The following is a 24,409-nucleotide window of genomic DNA, read 5'->3' on the forward strand; positions in this document are numbered from 1 at the left end:
CAAATTCATAAAATGCTATCATGCCAGCATTTACTGATAATTCTGTAATAATCAATCTCTCAAATTTCCTTAGCGAAAAATGTTATGCATTATTCAAAGAAAACGAATCACGAACTATAGGAAGACAGAAAATAAATGCTTTTTAACTCAATAGATTTTGCGATTTTTTTACCAATTATATTTTTCATATACTGGTTTTTGGTAAATAAAAATCTAAAGCTTCAGAACCTGCTGGTCGTTTTAGGTAGTTATGTATTTTATGGCTGGTGGGATTGGAGGTTCTTATCCTTAATAATCTTCAGTACAATTGTAGACTATACGGTAGGTCAAAAATTAAGATCAGCGGTTAACGAATCGAATAGGAAAATTTTGCTTTGGACAAGCATACTGGTGAATCTTGGATTTTTAGGATTTTTCAAATATTACAATTTCTTCCTTGATAATTTCGTAACTGCATTTTCGTTTTTTGGCTCAGAAATACAAGCAAATTCATTGAACATTATACTACCTGTAGGGATTAGTTTTTATACATTCCAAACTTTGAGTTATACGATCGACGTGTATAAAAGAAAACTTGAACCAACAAGGGACTTTCTGGCATTTTCGGCATTTGTTAGTTTTTTTCCCCAACTAGTTGCAGGACCAATAGAAAGAGCAACCAACCTATTGCCACAGTTCTATAAAAAAAGAACGTTTAATTACAATAAGGCAGTTGATGGATTAAGACAAATTTTATGGGGCTTATTTAAAAAAATTGTTATTGCCGACAATTCTGCACAAATAGCGAACGAAATATTTAATAATTCAGCGGATTATTCTGGGAGTACCTTAGTCCTGGGTGCTATATTTTTTACATTTCAAATTTATGGTGATTTCTCTGGATATTCTGATATAGCTATTGGTACTTCACGACTTTTTGGATTTAACTTAATGCAGAATTTTGCCTTTCCCTATTTTTCAAGGGATATTGCCGAGTTTTGGAGACGCTGGCATATTTCGCTCTCGACTTGGTTCAGAGATTACCTATATATTCCAATAGGTGGCAGTCGGGGAGGTACTTCGATGAAGGTCAGAAATACCTTTATTATTTTCATAATCAGTGGTTTTTGGCACGGTGCTAATTGGACGTTTATATTTTGGGGTGTATTAAATGCTTTGTATTTTTTACCATTACTTTTACTAAACAGGAATAGAACTAATACTGATACCGTTGCACCTGGGAAGTACTTACCATCTTCTAAGGAATTTTATCAGATAGGAATTACGTTTGGTTTAACTGTATTGGCCTGGATATTTTTTAGGGCCGAAAATATTGGCCATGCTTTTAGTTATTTGTCTACGATTTTTTCAAAATCTCTATTTGAAACACCTAAATTCTTTGGGATGCGAACAGCTATATCTACATTGTTCTTAATAATAATATTTATAATAATTGAATGGTTAGGAAGAAATGAACAATATGCAATTGCCAAACTAGGATTTACTTCGAAAAAATCAGTCAGATATGTTATCTATTATTCAATTATATTAGCAATCTTTTTATTTATGGGTCAACAGCAACAGTTTATTTATTTTCAATTTTAAGTTTCATATGAAAGCATTTCTTAAGAAAACAATAATCTTCTTAGTACCATTGGCCATATTTTTTAGTGCAATGGAACCTTTATTAAGAAATATACCTAATGATTACAGTTATAAAAACAATTATTTAATGAATAATTCAAATAAAATCTCCAAACTGTTCTTAGGAAGTTCGCATACCTATTATGGTATAAATCCAGATTTTATTTCGGGAAATTCATTTAACGGTAGTCACATATCACAATCTATTAATCTTGATTATGAAATCCTTAAAAAATATAAAAACAATTGGGAAGCCCTAGAATATTTAATGATACCCATTGATTATTTCACTTTATTTTCAAGAATGAGAAATGGAGTGGAATATTGGAGAGTAAAGAATTATAATTTGTATTATGATATTCAACTGTCGAGTAAATTATCGGAGAATTCGGAACTATTGAGTATTAATTTAAAATCAAACATTAAAAGAGTCGTTTCCTATTATTTATTGAACAAAACACCTATAACCTGTTCAAAATTAGGGTATGGAAATATTTACGTAAAGAGCAAGGACTTGGCTGAAACTGGAAAGACGGCAGCAATCAGACATACAACTAAAGATTTTTCAAAACTAAACGAGACTATTAAAATATTAGAAGAAATAATAGATTGGGCCTCTATAAACAATACTAAAATAATATTTTACACCACTCCTGCTTATACAACATATGTTTCAAACCTTGATGCAGATCAACTTGAATTAACTATAAACACGATAAACAAACTCGTTGAAAAAAATACTAATTGTAGCTATTTTAACTTGCTTGAAGATTCTGATTTTTATGCATCAGATTTTTCAGATGCTGACCATTTAAATCAAGAAGGTGCAAAAAAATTATCTATGAAATTAAATGAATTAATTATTACCCAATAAAAGTTAGAACGAACAATAAAGGCCATTCCTAGAAAGGGATTTAGTGGTAAATAGAATGGAAATGTGAATAATGAAAATGAATTATAAATTGAAATAGTAGTTTTACATACTTTACTCTTATAATTTTCTGTATTTAAGTTTCAATTTCATTTTATTAAATAGGGATTTAAAACCAGGTTTAGCAGTTTTGACATTAATTTAATAATATACCTTTAAGATAATTCAAATTACTGGCATACAGATTCCCACAGATCATCTGACTTTTATTTACGCTGGACTATTTAGACAAGTTGAGAAAAAGTAACATTGAAAGTTTTTCTGGAAATATTCAAATTGATCATGTTGATTGGTTTGATCTACTTGATGAACGTTTTGTGAACTATCGGGGGAATACCTTGTAAAAAATGTTCGTAAATAATTTATATCTGATTATAAAGATATTCAGGGATTAAAAAATTATAGAGATCCAACAAATGGTAACCCTGGATCGGTAGGGCAAACGCCGTATAACGAGACTGAAGTAGTATTTCCTTAGGATGAAAGTAATATCATCTAATTACAATGTTATGTAAATTACAATAAGAAGGTATTTAATTTCAACTGATGAGTAAGGGCTGCGTATAATGATTATTGCTGCTGGAGTATGATGGAAAGAGGTAAAATAAAACTAATTTTAAAGCTTATTTAACTTTAGGAATTGCCATTACTCTTTCTTTGAAACGATAGAATACCGTAGTATTATCTTTTACATTTTTATCTACAGTCATTCCTGCCTGAATAATATTATTATTACCCAGTACGGTATGTGGAGTTATGACCGATCCAATTCCAAAATAATTATTGTTGCCAATTTTTACATGGCCGGCAATCCCTGCTTTTGAAAAGAAATTACCATTACCAACTTCACAATCATGACTAATAAAACTATAAGAAGTTAAAATGTTAAAATCACCAACAATATTATGTGGTTCAATTGCACAATATGGGAAAACAATGTTTCCAACACCCAAATTATGAAATTTTGATATAATAACTGTATGATGAATAAAACTGCCTATTTGGGCTTTCTTTTTCAATAAGATATCGATCATTTTATTTCTAAAACTTACATCTGCAATCCCTATTAAAACTTCTTCATTTTTTTTTGGAACATATGAATCAATATCGCACAATACAGGGGCCTCAAAATTATATCTTTTCCAATACTTTTCTATATTATATTCATAATCAATATATCCTAAAATATTAATTTTTTCATGATCATCAACTTTAGGGTTATTATTCTTAATATAAAATGTTAATTCTGCTGCCAAACCACCTGTTCCTAATATAATTATATTTTTCATAATTTAAAGTAATTAATTATTTTTTTAAATTGAATAAGTGACGTATCACATTTTACTTTCAATGAGTTCTTTCAATCCCAAAACGGTACCCGAGTTATCGATTTCATCTGCTGATAAAGGTACATTATATTCTGAGTCGCAAAACGCGATGATCGACAATACAGTCAATGAGTCCCAGGCCTCAAAAGATTGGAGTTCATCACTGAGCTCAACAGATTCTTCTTCCAGAAGTTCGGCAATTGATGATTTAAAACTTTCCATAACTTAATTGGTATAATCGATTGTTTCACAAAAATCCAGATGCCCCAATTCCATGAGTAATGAGGCCCAACTCAAACCTGCTCCAAACCCGGCTAAGCAAATCAGATATGAATTTGTATTTAGTTTTTCACCTAAATTGTAAGTAATAGTGGTAGGTATTGATACTCCACTAGAGTTTCCAAAATTTTCAACAATGTTGTATGGGATTTTTTCATGGCTAATACCTATTTTATCTGCAAGCTTTTTGAGCATAAATTTGTTGGGCTGATGAAACATAAAATAATCCACATCGTCCTTTTTAACACCCGCCTTATCCAGTAAGTTTTCAATCATGGGAGGAACTTCTTTTTGTACAAAATTAAAAACGTCGTCCCCTTTCATTACCAAATGATCCAAAGATCTGGAATTACCACTTTTGTCGGTTTTTAGTACTGCAGTTTCTGGTGTGGATGGCATCTTAAAACCACCTGCCGGAATTATCAGGGCATCGGCACCTTTACCATCCAGGTTTACGGATCCATAAATAGTATTATCTGATGAATCATTTTCTACAATTGTTATAGCTGCGGCATCTCCTGTCAATGGTCTGCTACCCCTATCTTTTACCGAAACTTTACGGCTCATGATATCGGCGTTTAAGACCACTACTTTATTCACCTCATCCTGCTCCAATAGCATAAATGCCTGGTTTAATCCGATTGGATATCCTGAACAAGCCTGATTGATATCCAGACAGATCATATCCTGTTTCAGATCCAGTTTACCGTGAATTATATGACTAGTGGCAGGCACAAAATGATCGGGAGATTGGGTAACTAATATTATAGCATCAATGTCATCCTTTTTTAGAAGATGGTTATCAAAAAGATAATTCATCCCAAAAATGCACAGATCCGATACCGTTGTCCCTTCCTTGACCACCCTGCGCTTTCCATATCCCATTATCAACTTGAGCTTCATAGATTGACCTCTTGAGAAGTCATAATTATCGATCTCGTCGTCAAAATTGACTTCATTTTCGGGCAACACTGTAAGGATGCCTGTAATTTTTTTATTATGAAATTTTAAGTTCATTCTTTAACGCCATTTTTAATTAGTAATTGGTAAATACTATCGACATTTGAGAAATTTTCCGGTAAAATTTCTGTTCCATCAATTGAAATTCCAAATTCTTCATCCAGTGAAGCAACTAAACTTACAATATCAAACGAGTCCAGCATACCCTCTTCAATAAAATTAGTTGATGCTGCAAAGTCGAACTCCGGTCTGATTTCCGTTAGAAAGTCTAATATTTTTTTCTTCAAAATAAACTAAATATAATCGGTTAATAAAGCTTCCTTTTTTTATAAAATTATGGATTATTTATTCTTTTGTTTAATAAAGCCCGGTCTATTTTTCCGGTTGTTGATTTTGGCAAAACGTCCATTTTAATATACCTGGTTGGAATCATGTGTTTTGACAAAACCTGTGCTAGCTTTAATCTAAAATCCTTAACAGATATTTCATTTTCAGATTCGTATATTAAAACAATTTCACTTTTCGCTCTGTCAAAAAATACACCAGCATTAATATTGTCAAAAACACTTAAAATATAATGTTCTATTTCTCCTAAATCTACTCTATAACCTGATATTTTTATTTGAAAATCTTTCCTGCCTATATAAATATATTCACCTTTTTCATTTAAATATGCAATATCACCGGTTCTATATATTCTTTCTGGCACCGATTTATTCAATGGGTTCTGAACAAAAACAGCATTTGTTTTTTCAAAATTATTCCAATAACCAAGTGCAAGTGAAGATCCTCTAACACATAATTCCCCTTGTTCACCCACCTTACACAGTTCATCCTTTTCATTTAGAACTAATATATCAGTATTTCTGCAAGGTTTGCCAATTGGTAAAGACTTATTTTCATTGAATGTATCATCAATAATATGATAAACACATGTTCCTGTTATCTCAGTAGGACCATACATGTTTCCATAAACCACATTTTTATCTAAATTTTTAATCCAGTAACTTAAGTGCTTGGGCGGCATAACTTCACCACCAAATAACACCTTTTTTACAGTTGGGATTTTAATTGAACTAAAAAGTTCAAGATTGGCAATGTTGACATAAACCGAAGGCACCCAGAAAACAAAGTTTATTTTATTTTCATTTATATAATCCAATAAAGTAGCCGGAAACATAAACTTCTGTTCAGGAATTATAAAGAGTGTTGCACCTTTAAAGATCATTAGATAGATATCTAATGTAGACATATCAAAAATAAATGGTGTTTGATTACCAATTTTTTCTTTTTCAGTTATGTCAAAAGTATCAACTACCCAATTTATATAATCGATTATGGACAAATGTGAAATAACAACCCCTTTTGGTACACCGGTAGAGCCCGAGGTATGCAATATATATGCAGGATCAGTATCTATACATTTCTGATAATTAAAACTTTCGTCAATATTGTTCTTTTGGTCTAATTCGTCAAGGTTGATTACCTTAATATCTAAATTGCATTTTTCTATGTTCGATAGAAACCTGTCATTTGTTATGATGCATGATGGATTTAATGCTTTTAAGATGGCTTCAATTCTTGGAACAGGATTTTTCGTATCTAATGGAGTATAGCAATTGCCACTGTATAATGTGCCTAAAAATGAAGCTATTGCATCATTAGTTTTGGGTAAATATATTGCTACCGGATTATTAATGTAACTATTGTTATTTGATATTTGAGTTGCTATAAGTTTTGCTTTTTGCCTTAACTCATTAAAAGTTAATTTAGAGGTACTATCCACAAGTGCTAATTTATCAGGAAATAAATCAACAGTGTTTTCGAAATATTCAATTAAATTAATTTTTAACATATCAGAGTATTAAATTTTAATGAACTATGTTTTTTTACCCCTCGTATACCTTGGATACAAAATTGATTCTGTTTGAATATTTTTTATTTAATCTAGATTAGAAATTAATATCCCAAATACTTTTCTGGCATAGGAAATTCATCTGTTTCCCGTTGCCAAAACAAATTAAGAATCCACCATCTATCATGGTGATATAGTAATTGAAAACTATTAATTCCTCTTGTATAAGGTTTATTATTTTCCATCTCATCTTTAGTATGAAAAGATTGGTACGTACTAAATACTTGTGCGATATTTCCAAAAACATCAACTTCTTTATGAGCTTCATTTTCATAAAAACCTGTTTGCCTTTTAGTTTCTATCCACTTTCCAATACCATTTACATAGTCATCAGGAGATAAAAACTGAGGTCTTAAAATTCCATCGGTAAAATCTTTTTCAAAACGAATTAATTTTCCTTCAGGATGAAATAAAAATTTATAAAGCTCCCAATTCCTTGGCTCTCCTGGCTCTCCGCACAAACATTCATAGTTGGCATTTATTATGGCATCAATGGATTTTACTTTTTCAATATATTCTTCTTTCATAAAAAAATTATTTTAAATTTTATAATAATAAATTAACCGTTAACACTAATAGCCGTTATTTAATTCCTAAAAATTCTTTAGGTATTGGGAATTCATCAGTTTCTTTATACCAGTACAAATTAATAATCCACCATCTTTCCTGATAATATGCCAACTGAAAACTATGTACATTCCTAACATAGGGATTATTGTTATCCATATCTTTTTTACTAGTAAAAGATTCACAAGTACTCCAAACATGAGCTATATGCCCATATACTTCAGTGATTTTATGGATTTCTCGTTCATAAAAACCTGTTTTTTTTACCTTCTCCATATATTTTCCAATTGAAGCTGTGAAATCATAAGGAGACATGTATTGAGGCCTTATTTCTCCGTCCACAAAATCGTTTTCAAAACGTATCATCTGACTATTTGGATGATATAAAAAACGATATAACTCCCAGTTACGTTCATCTCCTTGTTCACCCGCCAAACAATCATAGGCAGTCTGTATTGTACTTTCAATTGTTTGTACTTTCTTTAAATATTCTTTTTTCATGGCTTTTTAAATTTGATAGCTGTATTTTTTTCTATTGGTGTTCCTAGTACTTCAAGAGTATCAGTTATAAATTCATTGACCTTTTCTTTCGCCCTCATTTCCAAAAATTAATAAATTAATTGATTTTGAATATTAAAGTTATTGACTCTTATTTAAATGAAAAATCTGTTTTTTATTATACAAAAGAAGACTATTTGATTTTCTTAGGAATTATTATTGGGTTAAAAATCCTTAAACCTTCGATAATCGGTGTATTTTTAAAATCAAATATTCCCATTTGCGTCCAGGTTAGAAGTAAATTATTTGTTTTTCTCTAAAATGTTTTGATAAGATCATTTTATTTGGCTCGAACAACCTCTTTTTTTTGCAGACTCTTTTCTAGACATAAAATCTTTTTCTTTTATTGCAAACTTTGTCATTAACACTTTAAGAATTATTTACTATTGTATTCTCCTTGATCTCGAAATTAATATTTGTAGCATCCACTGCGATATAAACTATTTTTAATTCAACTTATTGTATTCATTTTCCATGACCCATTTAGTCTATTTTTTAATCACTCTATATTGTTATTTTTCTTTTGAGAAAACAAAATGACAAAAATTTTAAAATTTAATAAGATGATTTGTTTGATGTCTTTATTTAGAAGACGTATTTTGAGAAAATTTATTTTTTATAACAAGTACCCAAAGTTAAATCTAGAAAAATTAATCCTAAAAATTTCCATTGCAATGGTCGAGATTAAATACCATTAATGTGCACTATCGATCATCATAAGAATTTGGTAATAACTTTAAAGCTTATTATTTATTCATCTGCCATTTTAGTCTTTCAAAGAATTATCCGTATTTAAATTCAAGAAATATATCTAAAGTCTGCCATCAACCCTCTCATTTAAAAATCCTTTAACGTCATATAAAACCCCATTTGATTTAAGCATTTCCCTAAGATTCATTTGAAGAAACTCCTTATGGGCCACCGAAAGTACAATTGCATCATATTTACCAGGAGGTATTATCTTGGTAGTATCCATATTATATTCATGTTTTACTTCTATAGGTGAGGCCCAAGGATCATGTACGGTTACATCGGCACCATAACTACTAAGGTTGGTTATAACATCAACCGCTTTGGTATTACGTACATCCGGACAGTTTTCTTTGAAGGTAATTCCTAAAACTAATATTTTTGATCCTTTAACCTTCATGTCATTTTGTACCATGAGTTTTATGACTTCTGAGGACACATATTTGCCCATTCCGTCATTCATGCGGCGTCCGGTTAAGATAATTTCCGGGTGATAGCCAAATTCCTGTGCTTTCTGGGCTAAATAATATGGATCCACGCCAATACAATGCCCCCCAACCAATCCGGGTTTAAAGGGAAGGAAATTCCATTTGGTTCCTGCCGCCTCCAAAACCGCATGTGTGTCAATGTCCATTAAGTTGAATATTTTTGCCAACTCGTTCACAAAAGCAATGTTGATATCCCGTTGGGAATTTTCAATAACCTTTGCTGCCTCGGCGACTTTAATGGAAGGAGCTAGATGGGTTCCGGCAGTGATTACTGAGGCATATAATTCATCAACCTTTTTTCCTGTTTCCGGGGTAGAACCAGAAGTTATTTTAAGTATTTTTTCTACGGTATGTTCTTTATCGCCTGGGTTGATCCGTTCCGGAGAATAACCTACAAAAAAATCAGAATTAAATTTAAGACCACTGAAATTTTCAAGCACAGGCACACATTCCTCTTCTGTAACCCCCGGATATACAGTAGATTCATAAACTACTATATCCCCTTTTGTTAAAACTTTACCTACCGTCTCACTCGATTTATACAAAGGGGTTAGGATAGGCCTTTTAGTTTTATCCACAGGGGTAGGGACTGTAACAATATAATAATTACAGTCTTTTATGGCCTCTAGTTTATCACTGCAGAATAAACCTTTTTCCATAATAGAAGTTTGCTGCAAAACTTCTTGCAGGATAACGTCTTCCACTTCAAGTGTGCTATCTTTCCCGGATTGAAGTTCTGCTATCCTGTCTTTATTGATGTCAAAACCAATTACCGGATATTTAGTGGCAAATAAGCGGGCCAGTGGAAGACCAACGTACCCTAATCCTATTACTGCTATTTTAATATTACTCATCCTCTCTTTTGGGAATAATTAAAAGATTAAATCTGTTTTTTTCCAATCTGATAGTATTCGAAGCCTTGTTTCTTAAGACTTAAATCGTTGTATTGGTTACGGCCATCAAAGATTACAGGCTCAATTAATTGACTTTTCAATTCCTGAAAGTCCGGAGATCTGAATTCTTTCCATTCTGTTAATAAGATCATGGCATTAGCATCTTTTAGTGTTTCATATTTTGAATGGTGATAACTGATGTTTGGCACATCTTTAAGATAAAAGTGTTGTGCTTCTTCCATTGCTTTTGGATCATAGGCCTGAATCTTAGCACCTCTCTTGGTTAATTCTTTAATGATGTAAATAGCAGGTGCCTCCCGCATATCATCCGTTTGCGGTTTAAAAGCCAATCCCCATACTGCAAACGTTTTTCCCGTTAAATCTACTCCAAAGCGAGAAATGATTTTTTTTGCAATCACCAATTTTTGCCGGTCATTAACGGTTTCTACTGCACTTATCAATTCAGCTTCATAACCGAATTCGGCAGCTGTCCTCTTCAGGGCTTTTACATCTTTAGGAAAACAAGAGCCCCCATATCCACTGCCGGGATAGATAAAGCTATACCCAATTCTACTGTCGGAGCCGATACCGATCCGAACCTTGTTTACATCTGCACCCACCAGTTCACAAATATTGGCAATTTCATTCATAAAAGAAATTTTTGTGGCCAGCATGGCATTCGAAACGTATTTGGTCATTTCAGCAGAACGAACATCCATGGTAATTAAACGATCCATGCTGCTCCTGAAAAAGGGAGCATATAATAAACGCATTTTTTCGGTTGTATCTTCATCATCCGAACCAATTACAACACGGTCCGGCTTCATAAAATCATTTATAGCGTCACCTTCCTTCAGGAATTCAGGATTGGATACTACGTGAAATTCTATTTCCTTATTCCGTTTTTTTAGTTCTCTCTCAATGGTTGCTTTCACTTTATCAGCGGTACCCACTGGGACGGTAGATTTATCCACAATAATAAGTGGATGATTCATATGACTTCCTATCTCTGAAGCCACCTGTAATACATATTGCAAATCTGCAGAACCATCTTCACCCATTGGCGTACCTACGGCAATAAAAGCCATATCACATTTGTCTAAATTTGAATGCAGATCTGTGCTAAAATGGAGGGTATTATTGTCTGCATTTCTTTGTATCATACCCTCTAATCCCGGCTCATAAATAGGTAAGATTCCTTGCTTCAGATCTTCTATTTTACCGGAGTCAATATCAATACAAGTAACATTGTTCCCCATTTCAGCAAAACAAGTACCACTTACTAAGCCAACGTAACCTGCACCGATTACAGTTAAGTTCATCATAGAATTATTTCAAATTTTCCCAATACCAGTTTACAGCTTCTTTTAATCCTATTTTTATATCAAATTGTGGGTCATACCCCAGAAGATTTTTTGCTTTTTCAATTGAGGCAAGTGAATGGGGAACATCTCCCTGCCTCTTTGGACCATAGGTAGCATTCACATTTGCAATTTCAGGATCAAAATTACTTAAATACTCTTTTAAAAGACATATTAATTCGTTTAAATCTGTCCGTTCTCCATAAGCTACATTATAAACGGTATTTATTGCCTCCTTATTATCAGATGCTAAAGCCCTTACATTCATTTCCAGGACGTTATCTATGTAGGTAAAATCCCGTGAATAACTACCATCTCCATTGATGACAGGAGATTCATGGTTCATCAAGTGCATCACAAATTTTGGGATAACAGCAGCATAGGCTCCATTGGGGTCCTGCCTGCGACCAAATACATTAAAGTACCGCAGACCTATTGTTTCCATTCCATAAATTTTGGCGAAAATATCCGCGTACAATTCATTTACGTACTTGGTAATAGCGTACGGAGAGAGAGGCTTTCCAATGATATCTTCCACTTTGGGCATATTTTCAGAGTCCCCATAAGTAGAAGAACTCGCTGCATAGACAAAGCGCTTTACCTTTGCATCCCTGGCAGCAACCAACATATTGAGGAATCCTGATACATTCACCGCATTACTGGTTATAGGATCTTTTATAGAACGAGGGACAGAACCAAGAGCAGCCTGATGTAAAACATAATCCACACCCTCACATGCCTTTATACAATCGCTTAAGTTTCTAATATCCCCTTCTAACAATTCAAAATTTGTGTTTTCCAATTGAGACTCAATATTTTCTCTTTTCCCCGTCGCAAAATTGTCCAGACAACGGACAGTATTTCCATTTTCCAAAAGAGCTGCACATAAATTAGATCCAATAAAACCAGCGCCCCCGGTAACTAAAATATCATACTCGGGATTAAGTTTAAGGGGTTTAATATTCATACTAAGATTTTTGAAATGCAAAGATGCGCATTACCAACCATATAATAAATGTATTTTACACCAACTATCTCTTATAATCGATGTAAGGTTCAGTTAAATTTAAATTTCCGTAGTCTTCAATCTTATTAAAAGTAATTATGGTGAAGACTTATTTCAATCAAATAGTTTATACGATCATGCCAGCTGCAACCGTTTCATTGGTATTTTCATCAACTAAAATAATACTGCCTGTGGATCTGTTTTCCCTGTAAGGATCAATCATCAGGGGTTTCGTAGTTCTTATGCGGACCTTGCAGATGTCGTTCATATTTAATTCCTTATCCTCATTATTACGACCGAGGGTATTTATATCAATTTTATATACGACTTCTTTTATAATGGCTTTTTGTTCATTAGTGGTATGCCTGATGGTATATTTTGCCCTTGGTTTGGCAGAATTATCATGCAACCAGCATAACCATACTTCTATATCTTGCGAGGCTTCAGGGATATTTGTGGATCTAACTATCATATCGCCTCGGCCAACATCAATATCATCTTTTAGCGTAATGGACACAGACATGGGGGCAAAGGCTTCTTCAAGACTCCCGGAAGGCCCTTGTATTGAATCAATAACGGAACTAAACCCAGAAGGCATAACGGTAACTTCATCTCCTTTTCTCAAAACACCACTCGATACTCTTCCTGCATATCCCCTGTAATCCAAAAACCGCTCCCGCTGTGGACGAAGGACGGTTTGAACAGGAAACCGTGCATCTACTTTATTATAATCACTACTTACATGTATAGTTTCTAAGGTATGTAATAACGCTGCTCCTTTATACCATGGCATATTTTCAGATCTATGTACCACGTTGTCTCCCAATAAGGCACTAATAGGAATAAAACGGATATCCATTACTATAAATTTAGAAGAAAAAGCTTCAAATTGTTTAATTATTTCATTGTAAACATCTTCACTGAAATCTGTGAGATCCATTTTGTTTATACATACAATAACATGTGGAATATTTAAGAGTGATGCAATAAAGGCGTGTCTTTTGGTTTGTTCAATCACCCCATGTCTCGCATCTATCAGAATTATTGCGGCGTTTGCCGTTGAAGCCCCGGTTACCATATTTCGGGTATACTGAATATGTCCCGGAGTGTCTGCGATAATAAATTTTCTCTTTGGGGTAGTGAAATAACGATAAGCAACATCTATGGTAATGCCCTGTTCCCGTTCATCTCTGAGCCCGTCGGTAAATAACGCAAGATCTACACCATCATGTCCTCTTTTCCTGCTTGTATTTTCAATGGCCTTTAATTGATCTTCAAAAATAGATTTGGAATCGTATAACAAGCGACCAATTAAAGTGCTTTTTCCATCATCCACGCTTCCCGCTGTTGTAAATCGTAATAACTGATTATTATTTATTTCCATATAAGAATGCAATATTTTTAAAAATATCCTTGTTTTTTTCGGTCCTCCATGGCATTTTCAGATCGTTTGTCATCTGTTCTGTTACCCCTTTCTGTCTGCCTCATAGCTGCTACTTCATTGACTATTTTTTCAAGGGAATCCGCTTCAGATTCCAGGCCTCCTGTAATTGTGATATCACCCAGAGTTCGGAACCTTATTTTCTTAGTCACTATTTTTTCATTTTCATGTAATGTCAGGAATTCTGAATTTGGAATCCAGGAATCATTTCTCCAGACCACTTCTCTTTCATGTGCTATATAAAGAGATGGTATTTCAATCTGTTCTCGCTTAATATAATTCCAGACATCCATTTCAGTCCAGTTACTTATCGGGAAAACTCTAAAGTGTTCTCCTTCAAAATGTTTCCCGTTAAAAATATTCCATAGTTCGGGCCTTTGATTTTTAGGATCCCATTGCCCAAAATCATCACGATGCGAAAAGAAACGTTCTTTTGCCCTGGCTTTCTCTTCATCCCTTCTTCCGCCACCAATGGCACAATCTATTTTATTAACCTCTATCGTATCCAAAAGTGTAGTTATTTGAAGTGCATTTCTTGTGGCATGCTTGCCTTGTTCTTCGGCAACACGACCCTGATTGATCGATTCCTGAACAGAGCCAACAATTAGCCGGACTTCAAGAGAATTTACCAGATCGTCCCGGAACTTAATAGTTTCCGGAAAATTATGCCCGGTATCCACATGCATTAATGCAAATGGTATTTTACTGGGATAAAAAGCTTTTTTTGCAAGATGGGTAACAACAATGGAATCTTTTCCACCTGAAAATAGGATTACCGGATTTTGAAATTGTGCCCAAACCTCCCTAAGCACGTAGATTGCCTCGGACTCTAATTCATCTAAATAGTTTAAAAAATATTTATTCATTGTCTTTTAGGCTTAATTTGTTTTTAATTTTGTCGTATATTATTTGTACTGCTTCCTCTATAGTGTTCTCCTGAGTTACTTCAGCTATAGGGTTTTTAGGAGGCTCGTAAGGAGCAGAAATACCTGTCATATTTTTTATAACCCCATTTCGCGCCTTTTTATACAGTCCTTTAACATCTCGGGCTTCACAGACCTCCAAACTCGTATTCACATATACATCAAAATAATTCTGATCTTCAACAGTTTTTTTTATTTGCAGCCTGTCTTTTTCGTAGGGCGCAACAAATGCAGCCAATATAACTATTCCTGCATCTATAAACAACTTTGAAATTTCTCCGATTCTTCGGATATTTTCTGATCTGTCTTCCGGGCTAAAACTCAAGCCTCTGTTTATTCCGCGTCGCACATTATCCCCGTCCAGAACGTAAGTTTTTATTCCTTCAGCAAATAGTTTTTCCTCCAGGGCATTTGCAATAGTTGACTTCCCTGATCCTGATAGTCCTGTAAAAAATATTAAGAAAGAGTTGTGACCGTAAGTTTTTCTCCGGGCTTCCCTGTCAACTCCATAGTTGTGCGGTACTATATTTTTTTCCATTTTTCTGTATCTCTTCTTTTAGGAAGGCCAAAGTTGATCCTGTACCATGCCCGTTCATGAAAATAGTATAAGGCCATTTTGGTAAGAACCTCTGCCATACCAATTTTTAAACCAGTAATTGGATTTCCGGAGATTAACCAAGATAGGAAAATAGTATCTAATGTTCCTACAATTCTCCATGTAATAGTCTTTATAATATGTCTTTTACGGCTGTCAGGCATACCGATATTAAACCATATTCTTTCATGCACGTAATAAAGAATCATTTTTGTTATTACTTCAGCAAGACCAATTTTGAGGCCGGTAAGTGGATTTCCTGAAATAAACCATGACAATAAAATGGTGTCAATAGTGCCTACCACTCGCCAGGTAAGAGTTTTGGCAAGATGTCGTTTATGAGCCAGATTACGCATTAACTGCTAACCATGAAATGAGGATTTAATAAATTTTCCTTATTGTATGCCAGTTCTTTATTCGTTTCTCTCGAGATTACTTTAAGTCCGGCCGCGGAACATATAGCTTGTCCTGCTGCCGTATCCCATTCCATGGTTGGTGCAAATCTCGGATAGACATCGGCCTTACCTTCTGCAACCAGACAAAATTTTAAGGAACTACCTTTCGAAACTATTTCCACATCGGGATATTTCTGCCTCTCAGACTCTATAAAATCCAGTGTATCCTGGTTCATATGGGATCTGCTCCCTACAACGCGCAAATTATTTGATGCGGATTCTGATGGAAATATTCTATTGGATTCCTCAAATAGATTCTGCGGCAACAGATGGTACTCCGTTAAAACTGCCTTGTAAGCTTTGTTAGCTGCTGCATCAGCATAATATAACTCTCTTAAAACGGGAACATATATAACTCCTAAAACAGGAACACCGTCTTTACATAAAGCGATGTTAACGGTAAACTCACCATTTCTTTTGATAAATTCTTTGGTTCCGTCCAGTGGGTCAACAATCCAGCAGGTATCCCAATGCATTCTTTCTGAGTAGGGTTTATTTTTTATTTCTTCACTGATAATGGGATAGGGCGTATCTTTTAAACAGTCATTAATAATGGCACTTGAGGCCAGATCAGCTTCGGTTAATGGGGATTTATCACCCTTTAACTCAATAGAGAATTCTGGATCATCATAAACTTCCAATATTGCTTTGCCCGCCTGTATTGATGCCTTTATAGTGAGTTCCAGTAATTCCAGAGTTTTGGCCATTTTTTGTTAGGTTTGGTGATGTATATTTTGGAAAATTTAATATACTAATTAATTGCTTAAAAATATCAAAGTCAGTAGAATAAAAATTTTTGTGATTTAAAAGTCCATCCAATGGAGATATTCTAAAATTATAATTACGCGATGGAACTTTGTATTTTATTAATTAAAAAACCAAATCATGTAACTTAAAGCGCTACTTTTTAAAATATTTTCATAAAAGTTTTAAATATAGTTTTTATATCTGAAAATAGATTTTGACTCTCAAGATAGGCCAAATTGAGTTTCAGCTTATCCTGCATAATCTCCTCGATATAAAATTTCTCGGGATTTTCTTTACCTTCGAGAATTTCATTTTCATTACTATATTTTATTGAAGCTACATCTGTAATACCGGGTCGATAGTCCAAAACTTTCATTTGCTCTTCAGTGTAAAATTTTACATACTTTCTCACTTCGGGTCTGGGTCCGACTAAGCTCATGTCGCCAAATAAAACATTAATTAGTTGGGGGAATTCATCTATTTTATATTTTCTTAAATAATATCCAATTTTAGTAACTCTAGGGTCTCTTGAACTTGTAGTCAATAATCCTGATTTATCAGATTCCACTTTCATTGTACGAAATTTGATCAATTTGAAATCCTTGTTGTATCGACCAACCCTTGTTTGCCTATAAAAAATACCACCTTTAGAACCCAGAGGTATTAATATAGCAGGAATTATTAAAAAGGGGAATAGCAATATTATTCCAAATAATGATAAGATAAAATCAAAAAATCTTTTAGCCATTATTTTTTATGATTTGGTTGTATGAAGCTATTACGGCTTTTGATACAATATCAACCTCGTCATCCGTTAATTGTGGATATATTGGCAGACTTATTTCATGAATGAAATTTTGATAGGCAACAGGGTATTCATCAATTTCATGACCAAGTCCTTTGAAGTAGCTTAGCAGGGGCAAAGGAATGAAATGAACATTCACTGCGACTCCCTTTTCGGTAATCAACTCAATCATTTTATCTCGCTTATCTTCCCCGAAGTCCTTTATTCTAATCGGGAATATATGATAAGAAGATTCCTTGTTATTATTACGGTGAGGGGGAATAATAGCCCAAGATAATTTTGAAAAGTTGTTTACATAACGATTAAAAATTGCTTTCCTACGGTCGAGAAGTCCCTCATAAAGTCGAATTTGGCCCAATCCAATAGCAGCGTTTACATCGGCCATGTTTATTTTCATTCCCAACCCGACAATATCATAGCGCCATCCACCTGCTTTTGATTTACTGAAAGCATCTTTTGTTTGACAGTTTAGGGACATCATTCTCAAATCCTTATACAATTCTAAATTATCGAAAGGTTGTGGAAGGTTTATGGCTATTGCCCCACCTTCTGCCGTAGTAATATTCTTAACAGCATGAAATGAAAAAATAGTGATGTCGGCTTGAGGGCCAACACTATTACCCTTATAAAGCGCTCCCAATGAATGCGCCGCATCCGATAGTATTAATATTCTTCCTAATTTTTTTTGGTTTTCTGATGTAGGATTAAACTTGCTTTTTACATCCGCACTTTCGACAATAGCTTTCAATTCATCATAATCACAAGGATATCCAGCAAAATCAACAGGCATTATGGCCTTGGTTTTAGCGGTAATGGTTTTTTTAATTTTCTGAATATCAATATTAAAGTCTTCCCCCACATCAACTAAAATTGGTGTGCCTCCGGCGTGAATTACCGCAAGGGCGGTTGCACTATAGGTATAAGCCGGGATTATAACTTCATCCCCTTTCTCTAATCCCAACCACCTTAAAATCATTATTGCCCCAGAAGTCCATGAATTGATGCACAGAACATTCGGTATGTCGACATAACGTGAAACTTCTTCCTCTAAGCGTTTTACTTTTGGGCCCGTAGTAATCCAACCTGATTTTAAGGAATCAACGACCTCATTGATAATGGAATCATCTATATATGGTGGTGAAAATGGGATCATATTGTTTTTATTAATTTATACATTTTTCTGGTAGGGTATGTGATGAAATCGTAGTATATAGAATAACCACTTTTTTCATAAAATCGTATAACATCTATATTATTGTGATAATCAGTAGTCAATGCCAGTTTATCATATCCTTCGGACTTCAATTGTTTTTCAGTTTCAATGAGTAATTTTTTGCCAATTCCAAGCCCTTGCTTGTTTGGATGTGTTGCTATTGATAACAATTCGCTATAATTTCCTTTATCATCTTTGATATCAGGCGACTTTTTTTCCAGATTTATAAAAAGACGGTAAATAGCTTTTGGTTTCAATATCAATAGTTTGAAGGCAATTCCTAAAAAACCAAGAAAATTCTGTTTGATTATGGACTTATTGAAACCCTTTGAATTTTTTGCGGTAATTGCAAATCCCAGCAATTTTGAGTTTTCATCAAAAACTCCAAGATTTAATGCTTTCTCGCTCTGAATTACCGATTTGTAATACTGATTAAGGAATGAAGTGCCAAGTTCTGTTAAGAAAAAGCCCTTAAAGGCTAATTCATGTAGTTCTACCACTTTGCTTATTTGGTTTATATTTAATTGACATGTTCTCATTTTTAATGCCACTTATGTTAAATCAGTTATTTAGGATTAATTCAGTAATTTTTTTGAGATTTTCTTTTTTTGATAGATTATTTAGAGCATATAGATAGCCTTTCTGACCCATTTTATCCAGTTTTTCAAGATTTATCCTAGAAACTTCGTCCATAGTGTTGGACAAATCTGTTATATCCTCGGGAAGACATACGTAACCACAACCAGATTCCTCTATGCTTTTTGCTGTATCCGATTCCAAATCCAGACTAGCGATTACCGCCTTTTTGGAAAAAAGATAAGCTGTAAATTTTGAAGGGCTGGCGGTTAATCCAACCCCTTTTTTTAAGCTAAGAAGTAATACATCGGCTTTGGATTGTATTTCTGCAATCTCATGATAAGGAGCATCCCAAAATTCTATTAACGCACTATTTGAGGCGAGCTTCTTGCATTTTTCTTTGTCGGAGCCTGAACCAGCAATTATAAGCCTTACGTTGTCTTTATTATCAATGGCTTTGAAAGCTTTAATAATATGGTCAACACCTGCACTAGCACTTATACTCCCTACGTACATAAAAGTAAATGGATTGTTTTCTTTCCTTATCTTGGGCTTAAAGCCTATAAATTTTTCGTCATTTTGCCAATTTCGAACTACATCTATCTTTTGAGAAGCAATTTTTCTTTTAGTTTCTAAGAATTTTTTCATGTTATCTGATATTGCAATGATTTTAGTTGCGTTTTTTAAATTGAATTTATCAAAACGAACGAAACTTAGTTGAACAATTTGGGCTAGGATAGAAGGAAGTTTTTTGGTCAAGGACTCGGGATATATGTCTTGAATATGCAGAACAATGGGAATTGAATACTTTTTTGCAGTTTTTACTGCATAATATTGGGCAAATAAGGGCCAAGTATTGATGTACACAACTTCTATTTCTTCGTAATGTTGCGATATGAATTTCTTGGAATACCGACCAAAGCTATAGCTTTCAATAAAACGCCCAAATAATTTTGATTTTGGACTGATATAAGAGTCTAATTTAATATGGTTGAACTTAACTGCTGTATTTATTTCGTTTATAAAAACATGACCATAAGGCCTACTAGGTTTTGGGGAAATTACCGTTACTTCATTACCCTTATTGGATAATTCCGTTGCTAGATCATACGATAAATTAGCGGAAACAATGGGTTCTGGTGGGAAGACAGCTGAAATTACTAGTATCATATTCAATATTTAGACCAGACCACTCTATTGACATAGTCAACGTATGAAATAATAATCCTTACAACTTTCCCACTAACGTTTGGCATTGAATAATCTGCAACTTCTCTAAAGTTCCGCCTAGGATTTCTATCCTGGGTTTCCAGGGTGGTCAAAGCCTGTAAAATCCGTTCCGGATTCATACCTGTCATCATTACAGAGGCCTCCTCCATTGCTTCTGGCCTTTCATGTGCTTCACGTATGTTCAGCGCCCTAAAATTTAATATCGACGATTCTTCTGATATTGTACCACTATCTGAAAGTACGGCAAAAGAATGATATTGTAGCGCATTATAATCAGAAAATCCCAAGGGCTTCAAGAATCTTATGTTTTCATGTGTTTTCAATTTTTTGGCGTCAAGCATATTTCGCGTTCGAGGATGTGTGGATACGATTACTGGAAAGTCGTATTTTTCGGCAATTAAGTTTAAAGAAGTAATCAATCCTTCAAAATTCCTGGGATTGTTTATGTTTTCTTCCCTGTGTGCGGAGACTACAAAAAATTTATGTTTTTCCAGTTTAAGTTTCTCCAGAACATTTGAATTCTTGATTTTATCCTTGAACGTACCCAAAACTTCAAACATTGGGCTTCCTGTTTTAATTACCCGATCAGCAGGTAGGCCTTCTCTTAGTAGATATTCCCTGGCAATATCGCTATAGGTCAAATTTATATCGGACACATGATCAACGATTTTTCTATTGGTCTCTTCAGGAACCCTTTGATCAAAACACCTGTTACCGGCCTCCATATGAAAAATGGGAATTTTTCGCTTTTTCGCGGGAATGGCACAAAGACAACTATTGGTATCTCCCAGAACTAAAAAAGCGTCCGGTTTGATTTCTTCTAAAAGCGGGTCAACCTTAATAAGAATATTGCCCACTGTTTCTGTAGCATTTTTACCGGCGGCATTCAAGAAATAATCCGGTTTACGAATACCCAGGTCATCGAAAAATATTTCGTTCAACTCATAGTCATAATTTTGACCCGTATGTACTAGGGTATGATCAATTGCCTCATTGGCATCCAATGCATTCAGGACACAGGCAAGGCGAATTATTTCTGGTCGGGTACCTACAACGGTTAAGACTTTTAGTTTTTTCAACGTATTAATTTTATGATTGTTTAAATTTAAACATCTTCAAAATAAGTATCTGCATCTTCGGGGTCATAAGGTTCGTTGATCCAAAATAAGGTAATCAACTCCTCATCCCCGATATTTTTTATATTGTGTGTATGCCAAATAGGCATATCTACATAAGCCGGTTCTTTACCATCCAAATAATAGTCAATGACTTTCCCAGTTCCAATTTTTCGAAGTTGGATTAGCGCTTTTCCACTGATCACCGCAAAGCGTTCTGCCTTTCGGGTGTGAAAGTGGTTACCACGCGTAATTCCGGGCACTGTAGTTGAATAAGAAAACTGACCGCTGGTCTGTGTTCTTGCTATCTCCACAAAGCTACCTCTATTATCGGTATGCTTAGTGTATTTAACCGGATAATGACTTTTGGGTATGTAACATCGGAATGTATTGAACAGGGCCTTTTCGAAGGCATCTTCCAGGTTGGGGAAAACCCCATTTTCCATATAGCGGTTTTTGTATCCCAACAAAAGGTTCAATATTTCCGAGACTTTCTTTTTGCTAGAAGGAAGAATATTTACTTCATAGCTATTTTTACCAATTTGGATCGTATCAGCTTTATGATTTATCGCATCAATAAAAACTTGGACCAATTCATTGATATAGATAAGGCCAACCTCGCTGTCATTTATAATTGTTGGTTCTTCGTTGTGGGCCACTTTATGACAAAATGTGGCAACTACCGAATTGTAGTTGGGCTTACCAAAAGGGCCAAACACATTGGGAATGGTTAAAGACGTGAATTCACCCCCATTTTTGGAAGCCCATTCCATAAACTTTTCCTTGCCTTCTTTTTTGGATTTCCCATAAAGATTATCACGCTCTTCCTGGGACGAAGAGGAAAAAATGATGTGAGGCTTTACTTTTTGATCATTGCAGGCTACTATTAATTTAGAGACCAACTCCAGGTTGGTATTATATATTACCTGTGCATCCTTATGCCTGTTCATTGCGGCCAGATGAACAATTACATCACATTGTACAACAAAATTTTTGAGGAGTGCACTATTGTCGAAGAAAATTCTTTCAAAGGGTATCAGGGTTACTGTATCACTTAATGAAAGGGTGGTGTAGAGGTGGTTGCCTACAAATCCTGCCTGACCGGTTATACCAATTCTTTTCTTCATCAAGGGTAGCATTAATCGATTTGGAACAAAGAACAGCAATTTTATTGGTAATTACCATTTGGCATCCCATTTTTCGATAGGGTAACGAAAATCATCGTTTTTTGATTCTTCTAAGCTGAAATTTGAAAACACTTGTAAGGTGGAATTTTCATATATGGCCTTTAATCCCGTAGCATAACCTCCGGATAATTCTAAAATCATGGGATTTTTAGCCTCTAATATAATTCTTTTTGGTTTTAGCAAGCCAGTAGGATTCTCAAAATCATCGACAACCACAAGATACAACAGGAATGCCCCTGTGTGGCAATAGAACCATTTCATTTCTTCCTTATGGGCTTGCCATGCTCTGATAATATCTGTATTGTCTGGTTTTATTTCATAGAATCTAACAACCGATTCCAAATTAAAAGCGTTAAAAAAATTGAGCTGGCCTCGATCATCTGTATATTTTGACCCTTGAATTAGGTTATGGTAAGCCATTTAAAGATTCTCTTTGATATAATCAAGATTTAGCAAAACCTGTTTTAACTCATCATTCGTAAGTTGGGTAGTATTGTGGGAATGGTAATCGGAAATGGCACTTATATCTGTTACACCTTCAGAAAAGTATCGGCTGTAATTTAAATCACGATTATCGGCAGGTATACGATAAAATTCACCCATATCCTCGGCTTTCTGCATTTCTTCCCTTGTACATAGGGTCTCGTATAATTTTTCACCGTGTCGTGTCCCAATCACCTTTATGTCATTGTCTGCTTTAAAAATATCCTTTATAACCTGGGCAAGATCTCCAATGCTACTGGCAGGAGCCTTATTTACAAAAAGATCGCCCTGGTTCCCATTTTCAAAGGCGAACAGAACTAAATCTACAGCGTCCTCCAAAGACATTAAAAAACGGGTCATATTAGGATCGGTTACGGTAAGGGGAGTTTTCTCTTCAATCTGTTTAACAAACAACGGAATCACCGATCCCCTGGAAGCCATTACGTTGCCATAGCGCGTTAAGCAGACAATGGTACTATCTTCATGAATGTTTCTTGATGCTGCTACGGCCACTTTTTCCATCAAGGCCTTACTAATACCCATGGCATTTATGGGGTAAGCGGCCTTATCGGTACTCAAGCAGATAATACGTTTTACATTATTCGCTACCGCTGCATCTATGGTATTTTGAGTACCGAATACATTGGTTTTAGCGGCCTCAATAGGGAAAAATTCACAGGAAGGAACCTGTTTTAAGGCAGCTGCATGGAAAACGAAATCAACGCCTCGCATGGCCTTTGCAATGCTATTATAATCCCTCACATCCCCTATGTAGAACTTTACCTTCTTGTTTTTGAGTCGATTACGCATGTCATCCTGTTTTTTTTCATCACGACTAAAAATGCGTATTTCCTTTATATCGGTTTCTAAAAAACGGTTTAGGACAGCATTTCCAAAGGAACCTGTACCGCCCGTTATGAGTAGTGTTTTATTCTTGAACATCATTAAACTATAAGTTAATCACTTTAAAATTCTACTAA

Annotated in this window: 25 protein-coding genes; 2 read left to right on the plus strand and 23 right to left on the minus strand. The window is 34.6% G+C overall.

What is annotated here, in order from left to right; genetic code table 11:
* Nucleotides 1-135 precede the first annotated feature (135 nt).
* Nucleotides 136-1,584, plus strand: a complete 1,449-nt coding sequence (locus tag G504_RS0117290) for an MBOAT family O-acyltransferase (RefSeq protein ID WP_019671457.1) — start codon at nucleotides 136-138, stop codon at nucleotides 1,582-1,584.
* 7 nt (nucleotides 1,585-1,591) lie between these two features.
* Nucleotides 1,592-2,497, plus strand: coding sequence for a hypothetical protein (locus G504_RS0117295; protein ID WP_019671458.1), 906 nt, complete (start codon nucleotides 1,592-1,594; stop codon nucleotides 2,495-2,497).
* 680 nt (nucleotides 2,498-3,177) lie between these two features.
* On the opposite strand, the gene G504_RS0117300 is transcribed toward G504_RS0117295, so the two are convergent.
* From G504_RS0117300 to G504_RS0117420, 23 genes are all read right to left on the minus strand, one after another.
* A complete protein-coding gene (locus G504_RS0117300; RefSeq protein WP_019671459.1) occupies nucleotides 3,178-3,843 on the minus strand; it encodes an LbetaH domain-containing protein in 666 nt (221 codons plus the stop codon).
* 45 nt (nucleotides 3,844-3,888) lie between these two features.
* The gene (locus G504_RS19920; RefSeq protein ID WP_019671460.1) at nucleotides 3,889-4,104 is read right to left on the minus strand and encodes a hypothetical protein; all 216 of its coding nucleotides are present in this window, start codon (nucleotides 4,102-4,104) and stop codon (nucleotides 3,889-3,891) included.
* A gap of 3 nt (nucleotides 4,105-4,107) precedes the next feature.
* Nucleotides 4,108-5,178, minus strand: a complete 1,071-nt coding sequence (locus G504_RS0117310) for a 3-oxoacyl-ACP synthase III family protein (RefSeq protein ID WP_019671461.1) — start codon at nucleotides 5,176-5,178, stop codon at nucleotides 4,108-4,110.
* A complete protein-coding gene (locus G504_RS0117315) occupies nucleotides 5,175-5,408 on the minus strand; it encodes an acyl carrier protein (protein ID WP_019671462.1) in 234 nt (77 codons plus the stop codon). Before G504_RS0117315 ends, G504_RS0117310 begins: the two co-directional genes overlap by 4 nt.
* Before the next feature lie 47 nt (nucleotides 5,409-5,455).
* The gene (locus G504_RS0117320; protein ID WP_019671463.1) at nucleotides 5,456-6,976 is read right to left on the minus strand and encodes an amino acid adenylation domain-containing protein; all 1,521 of its coding nucleotides are present in this window, start codon (nucleotides 6,974-6,976) and stop codon (nucleotides 5,456-5,458) included.
* Nucleotides 6,977-7,080: 104 nt separating this feature from the next.
* Nucleotides 7,081-7,563 (minus strand): hypothetical protein, encoded by a 483-nt coding sequence (locus G504_RS18945; RefSeq protein WP_019671464.1) that lies wholly within the window; start codon nucleotides 7,561-7,563, stop codon nucleotides 7,081-7,083.
* 55 nt (nucleotides 7,564-7,618) lie between these two features.
* A complete protein-coding gene (locus G504_RS0117330; protein ID WP_019671465.1) occupies nucleotides 7,619-8,104 on the minus strand; it encodes a hypothetical protein in 486 nt (161 codons plus the stop codon).
* An 868-nt stretch (nucleotides 8,105-8,972) separates the two neighbouring features.
* Entirely contained in the window at nucleotides 8,973-10,253 is a 1,281-nt protein-coding gene (locus tag G504_RS0117345) for a nucleotide sugar dehydrogenase (RefSeq protein ID WP_019671468.1), read from the minus strand.
* Between the two features lie 26 nt (nucleotides 10,254-10,279).
* Nucleotides 10,280-11,614, minus strand: a complete 1,335-nt coding sequence (locus G504_RS0117350; RefSeq protein ID WP_019671469.1) for a UDP-glucose dehydrogenase family protein — start codon at nucleotides 11,612-11,614, stop codon at nucleotides 10,280-10,282.
* A 7-nt stretch (nucleotides 11,615-11,621) separates the two neighbouring features.
* Nucleotides 11,622-12,620 carry an SDR family oxidoreductase gene (locus G504_RS0117355; RefSeq protein WP_019671470.1) on the minus strand — a complete coding sequence of 333 codons (999 nt, stop codon included), beginning with the start codon at nucleotides 12,618-12,620 and terminating at the stop codon, nucleotides 11,622-11,624.
* 166 nt (nucleotides 12,621-12,786) lie between these two features.
* A complete protein-coding gene (locus G504_RS0117360; protein ID WP_019671471.1) occupies nucleotides 12,787-14,043 on the minus strand; it encodes a sulfate adenylyltransferase subunit 1 in 1,257 nt (418 codons plus the stop codon).
* Between the two features lie 17 nt (nucleotides 14,044-14,060).
* A complete protein-coding gene (cysD, locus tag G504_RS0117365; RefSeq protein WP_019671472.1) occupies nucleotides 14,061-14,966 on the minus strand; it encodes a sulfate adenylyltransferase subunit CysD in 906 nt (301 codons plus the stop codon).
* Nucleotides 14,959-15,561, minus strand: a complete 603-nt coding sequence (gene cysC / locus G504_RS0117370) for an adenylyl-sulfate kinase (RefSeq protein WP_019671473.1) — start codon at nucleotides 15,559-15,561, stop codon at nucleotides 14,959-14,961. Before cysC ends, cysD begins: the two co-directional genes overlap by 8 nt.
* Entirely contained in the window at nucleotides 15,546-15,974 is a 429-nt protein-coding gene (locus tag G504_RS0117375) for a DUF2061 domain-containing protein (protein ID WP_019671474.1), read from the minus strand. Before G504_RS0117375 ends, cysC begins: the two co-directional genes overlap by 16 nt.
* A complete protein-coding gene (cysQ, locus tag G504_RS0117380; RefSeq protein WP_019671475.1) occupies nucleotides 15,974-16,780 on the minus strand; it encodes a 3'(2'),5'-bisphosphate nucleotidase CysQ in 807 nt (268 codons plus the stop codon). The genes G504_RS0117375 and cysQ overlap by 1 nt, the downstream gene beginning before the upstream one ends.
* 200 nt (nucleotides 16,781-16,980) lie before the next feature.
* Nucleotides 16,981-17,568: a sugar transferase gene (locus tag G504_RS0117385; protein ID WP_019671476.1), complete on the minus strand. Its 588-nt coding sequence runs from the start codon at nucleotides 17,566-17,568 to the stop codon at nucleotides 16,981-16,983.
* Nucleotides 17,561-18,778, minus strand: a complete 1,218-nt coding sequence (locus G504_RS0117390; protein ID WP_019671477.1) for a DegT/DnrJ/EryC1/StrS family aminotransferase — start codon at nucleotides 18,776-18,778, stop codon at nucleotides 17,561-17,563. The genes G504_RS0117385 and G504_RS0117390 overlap by 8 nt, the downstream gene beginning before the upstream one ends.
* The gene (locus G504_RS0117395; protein ID WP_026348670.1) at nucleotides 18,775-19,389 is read right to left on the minus strand and encodes a GNAT family N-acetyltransferase; all 615 of its coding nucleotides are present in this window, start codon (nucleotides 19,387-19,389) and stop codon (nucleotides 18,775-18,777) included. The genes G504_RS0117390 and G504_RS0117395 overlap by 4 nt, the downstream gene beginning before the upstream one ends.
* 10 nt (nucleotides 19,390-19,399) lie before the next feature.
* A complete protein-coding gene (locus G504_RS0117400; RefSeq protein WP_019671479.1) occupies nucleotides 19,400-20,584 on the minus strand; it encodes a glycosyltransferase family 4 protein in 1,185 nt (394 codons plus the stop codon).
* Between the two features lie 2 nt (nucleotides 20,585-20,586).
* Nucleotides 20,587-21,723, minus strand: a complete 1,137-nt coding sequence (wecB, locus tag G504_RS0117405; protein WP_019671480.1) for a non-hydrolyzing UDP-N-acetylglucosamine 2-epimerase — start codon at nucleotides 21,721-21,723, stop codon at nucleotides 20,587-20,589.
* Nucleotides 21,724-21,749: 26 nt separating this feature from the next.
* Nucleotides 21,750-22,886, minus strand: a complete 1,137-nt coding sequence (locus tag G504_RS0117410) for a polysaccharide biosynthesis C-terminal domain-containing protein (RefSeq protein ID WP_019671481.1) — start codon at nucleotides 22,884-22,886, stop codon at nucleotides 21,750-21,752.
* A 51-nt stretch (nucleotides 22,887-22,937) separates the two neighbouring features.
* Entirely contained in the window at nucleotides 22,938-23,366 is a 429-nt protein-coding gene (locus G504_RS0117415; RefSeq protein ID WP_019671482.1) for a hypothetical protein, read from the minus strand.
* The gene (locus G504_RS0117420; protein WP_026348673.1) at nucleotides 23,367-24,374 is read right to left on the minus strand and encodes a polysaccharide biosynthesis protein; all 1,008 of its coding nucleotides are present in this window, start codon (nucleotides 24,372-24,374) and stop codon (nucleotides 23,367-23,369) included.
* Nucleotides 24,375-24,409 lie beyond the last annotated feature (35 nt).

Origin of the sequence: Eudoraea adriatica DSM 19308 (assembly GCF_000382125.1) — a bacterium.
GTDB classification, from domain to species: domain Bacteria; phylum Bacteroidota; class Bacteroidia; order Flavobacteriales; family Flavobacteriaceae; genus Eudoraea; species Eudoraea adriatica.

Coding starts and splice junctions, on each gene's coding strand:
- G504_RS0117420 (WP_026348673.1), bottom strand. CDS start 24,374: ATGATGTTCAAGAATAAAACACTACTCATAACGGGCGGTACAGGTTCC.
- G504_RS0117345 (WP_019671468.1), bottom strand. CDS start 10,253: ATGAGTAATATTAAAATAGCAGTAATAGGATTAGGGTACGTTGGTCTT.
- G504_RS0117310 (WP_019671461.1), bottom strand. CDS start 5,178: ATGAACTTAAAATTTCATAATAAAAAAATTACAGGCATCCTTACAGTG.
- cysD (WP_019671472.1), bottom strand. CDS start 14,966: ATGAATAAATATTTTTTAAACTATTTAGATGAATTAGAGTCCGAGGCA.
- G504_RS18945 (WP_019671464.1), bottom strand. CDS start 7,563: ATGAAAGAAGAATATATTGAAAAAGTAAAATCCATTGATGCCATAATA.
- G504_RS0117295 (WP_019671458.1), top strand. CDS start 1,592: ATGAAAGCATTTCTTAAGAAAACAATAATCTTCTTAGTACCATTGGCC.
- G504_RS0117390 (WP_019671477.1), bottom strand. CDS start 18,778: ATGATCCCATTTTCACCACCATATATAGATGATTCCATTATCAATGAG.
- G504_RS0117375 (WP_019671474.1), bottom strand. CDS start 15,974: ATGCGTAATCTGGCTCATAAACGACATCTTGCCAAAACTCTTACCTGG.
- G504_RS0117300 (WP_019671459.1), bottom strand. CDS start 3,843: ATGAAAAATATAATTATATTAGGAACAGGTGGTTTGGCAGCAGAATTA.
- cysQ (WP_019671475.1), bottom strand. CDS start 16,780: ATGGCCAAAACTCTGGAATTACTGGAACTCACTATAAAGGCATCAATA.
- G504_RS0117400 (WP_019671479.1), bottom strand. CDS start 20,584: ATGATACTAGTAATTTCAGCTGTCTTCCCACCAGAACCCATTGTTTCC.
- G504_RS0117360 (WP_019671471.1), bottom strand. CDS start 14,043: ATGGAAATAAATAATAATCAGTTATTACGATTTACAACAGCGGGAAGC.
- G504_RS0117415 (WP_019671482.1), bottom strand. CDS start 23,366: ATGGCTTACCATAACCTAATTCAAGGGTCAAAATATACAGATGATCGA.
- G504_RS0117410 (WP_019671481.1), bottom strand. CDS start 22,886: ATGAAGAAAAGAATTGGTATAACCGGTCAGGCAGGATTTGTAGGCAAC.
- G504_RS0117350 (WP_019671469.1), bottom strand. CDS start 11,614: ATGAACTTAACTGTAATCGGTGCAGGTTACGTTGGCTTAGTAAGTGGT.
- G504_RS19920 (WP_019671460.1), bottom strand. CDS start 4,104: ATGGAAAGTTTTAAATCATCAATTGCCGAACTTCTGGAAGAAGAATCT.
- G504_RS0117330 (WP_019671465.1), bottom strand. CDS start 8,104: ATGAAAAAAGAATATTTAAAGAAAGTACAAACAATTGAAAGTACAATA.
- cysC (WP_019671473.1), bottom strand. CDS start 15,561: ATGGAAAAAAATATAGTACCGCACAACTATGGAGTTGACAGGGAAGCC.
- G504_RS0117385 (WP_019671476.1), bottom strand. CDS start 17,568: ATGGCTAAAAGATTTTTTGATTTTATCTTATCATTATTTGGAATAATA.
- G504_RS0117320 (WP_019671463.1), bottom strand. CDS start 6,976: ATGTTAAAAATTAATTTAATTGAATATTTCGAAAACACTGTTGATTTA.
- G504_RS0117290 (WP_019671457.1), top strand. CDS start 136: ATGCTTTTTAACTCAATAGATTTTGCGATTTTTTTACCAATTATATTT.
- G504_RS0117355 (WP_019671470.1), bottom strand. CDS start 12,620: ATGAATATTAAACCCCTTAAACTTAATCCCGAGTATGATATTTTAGTT.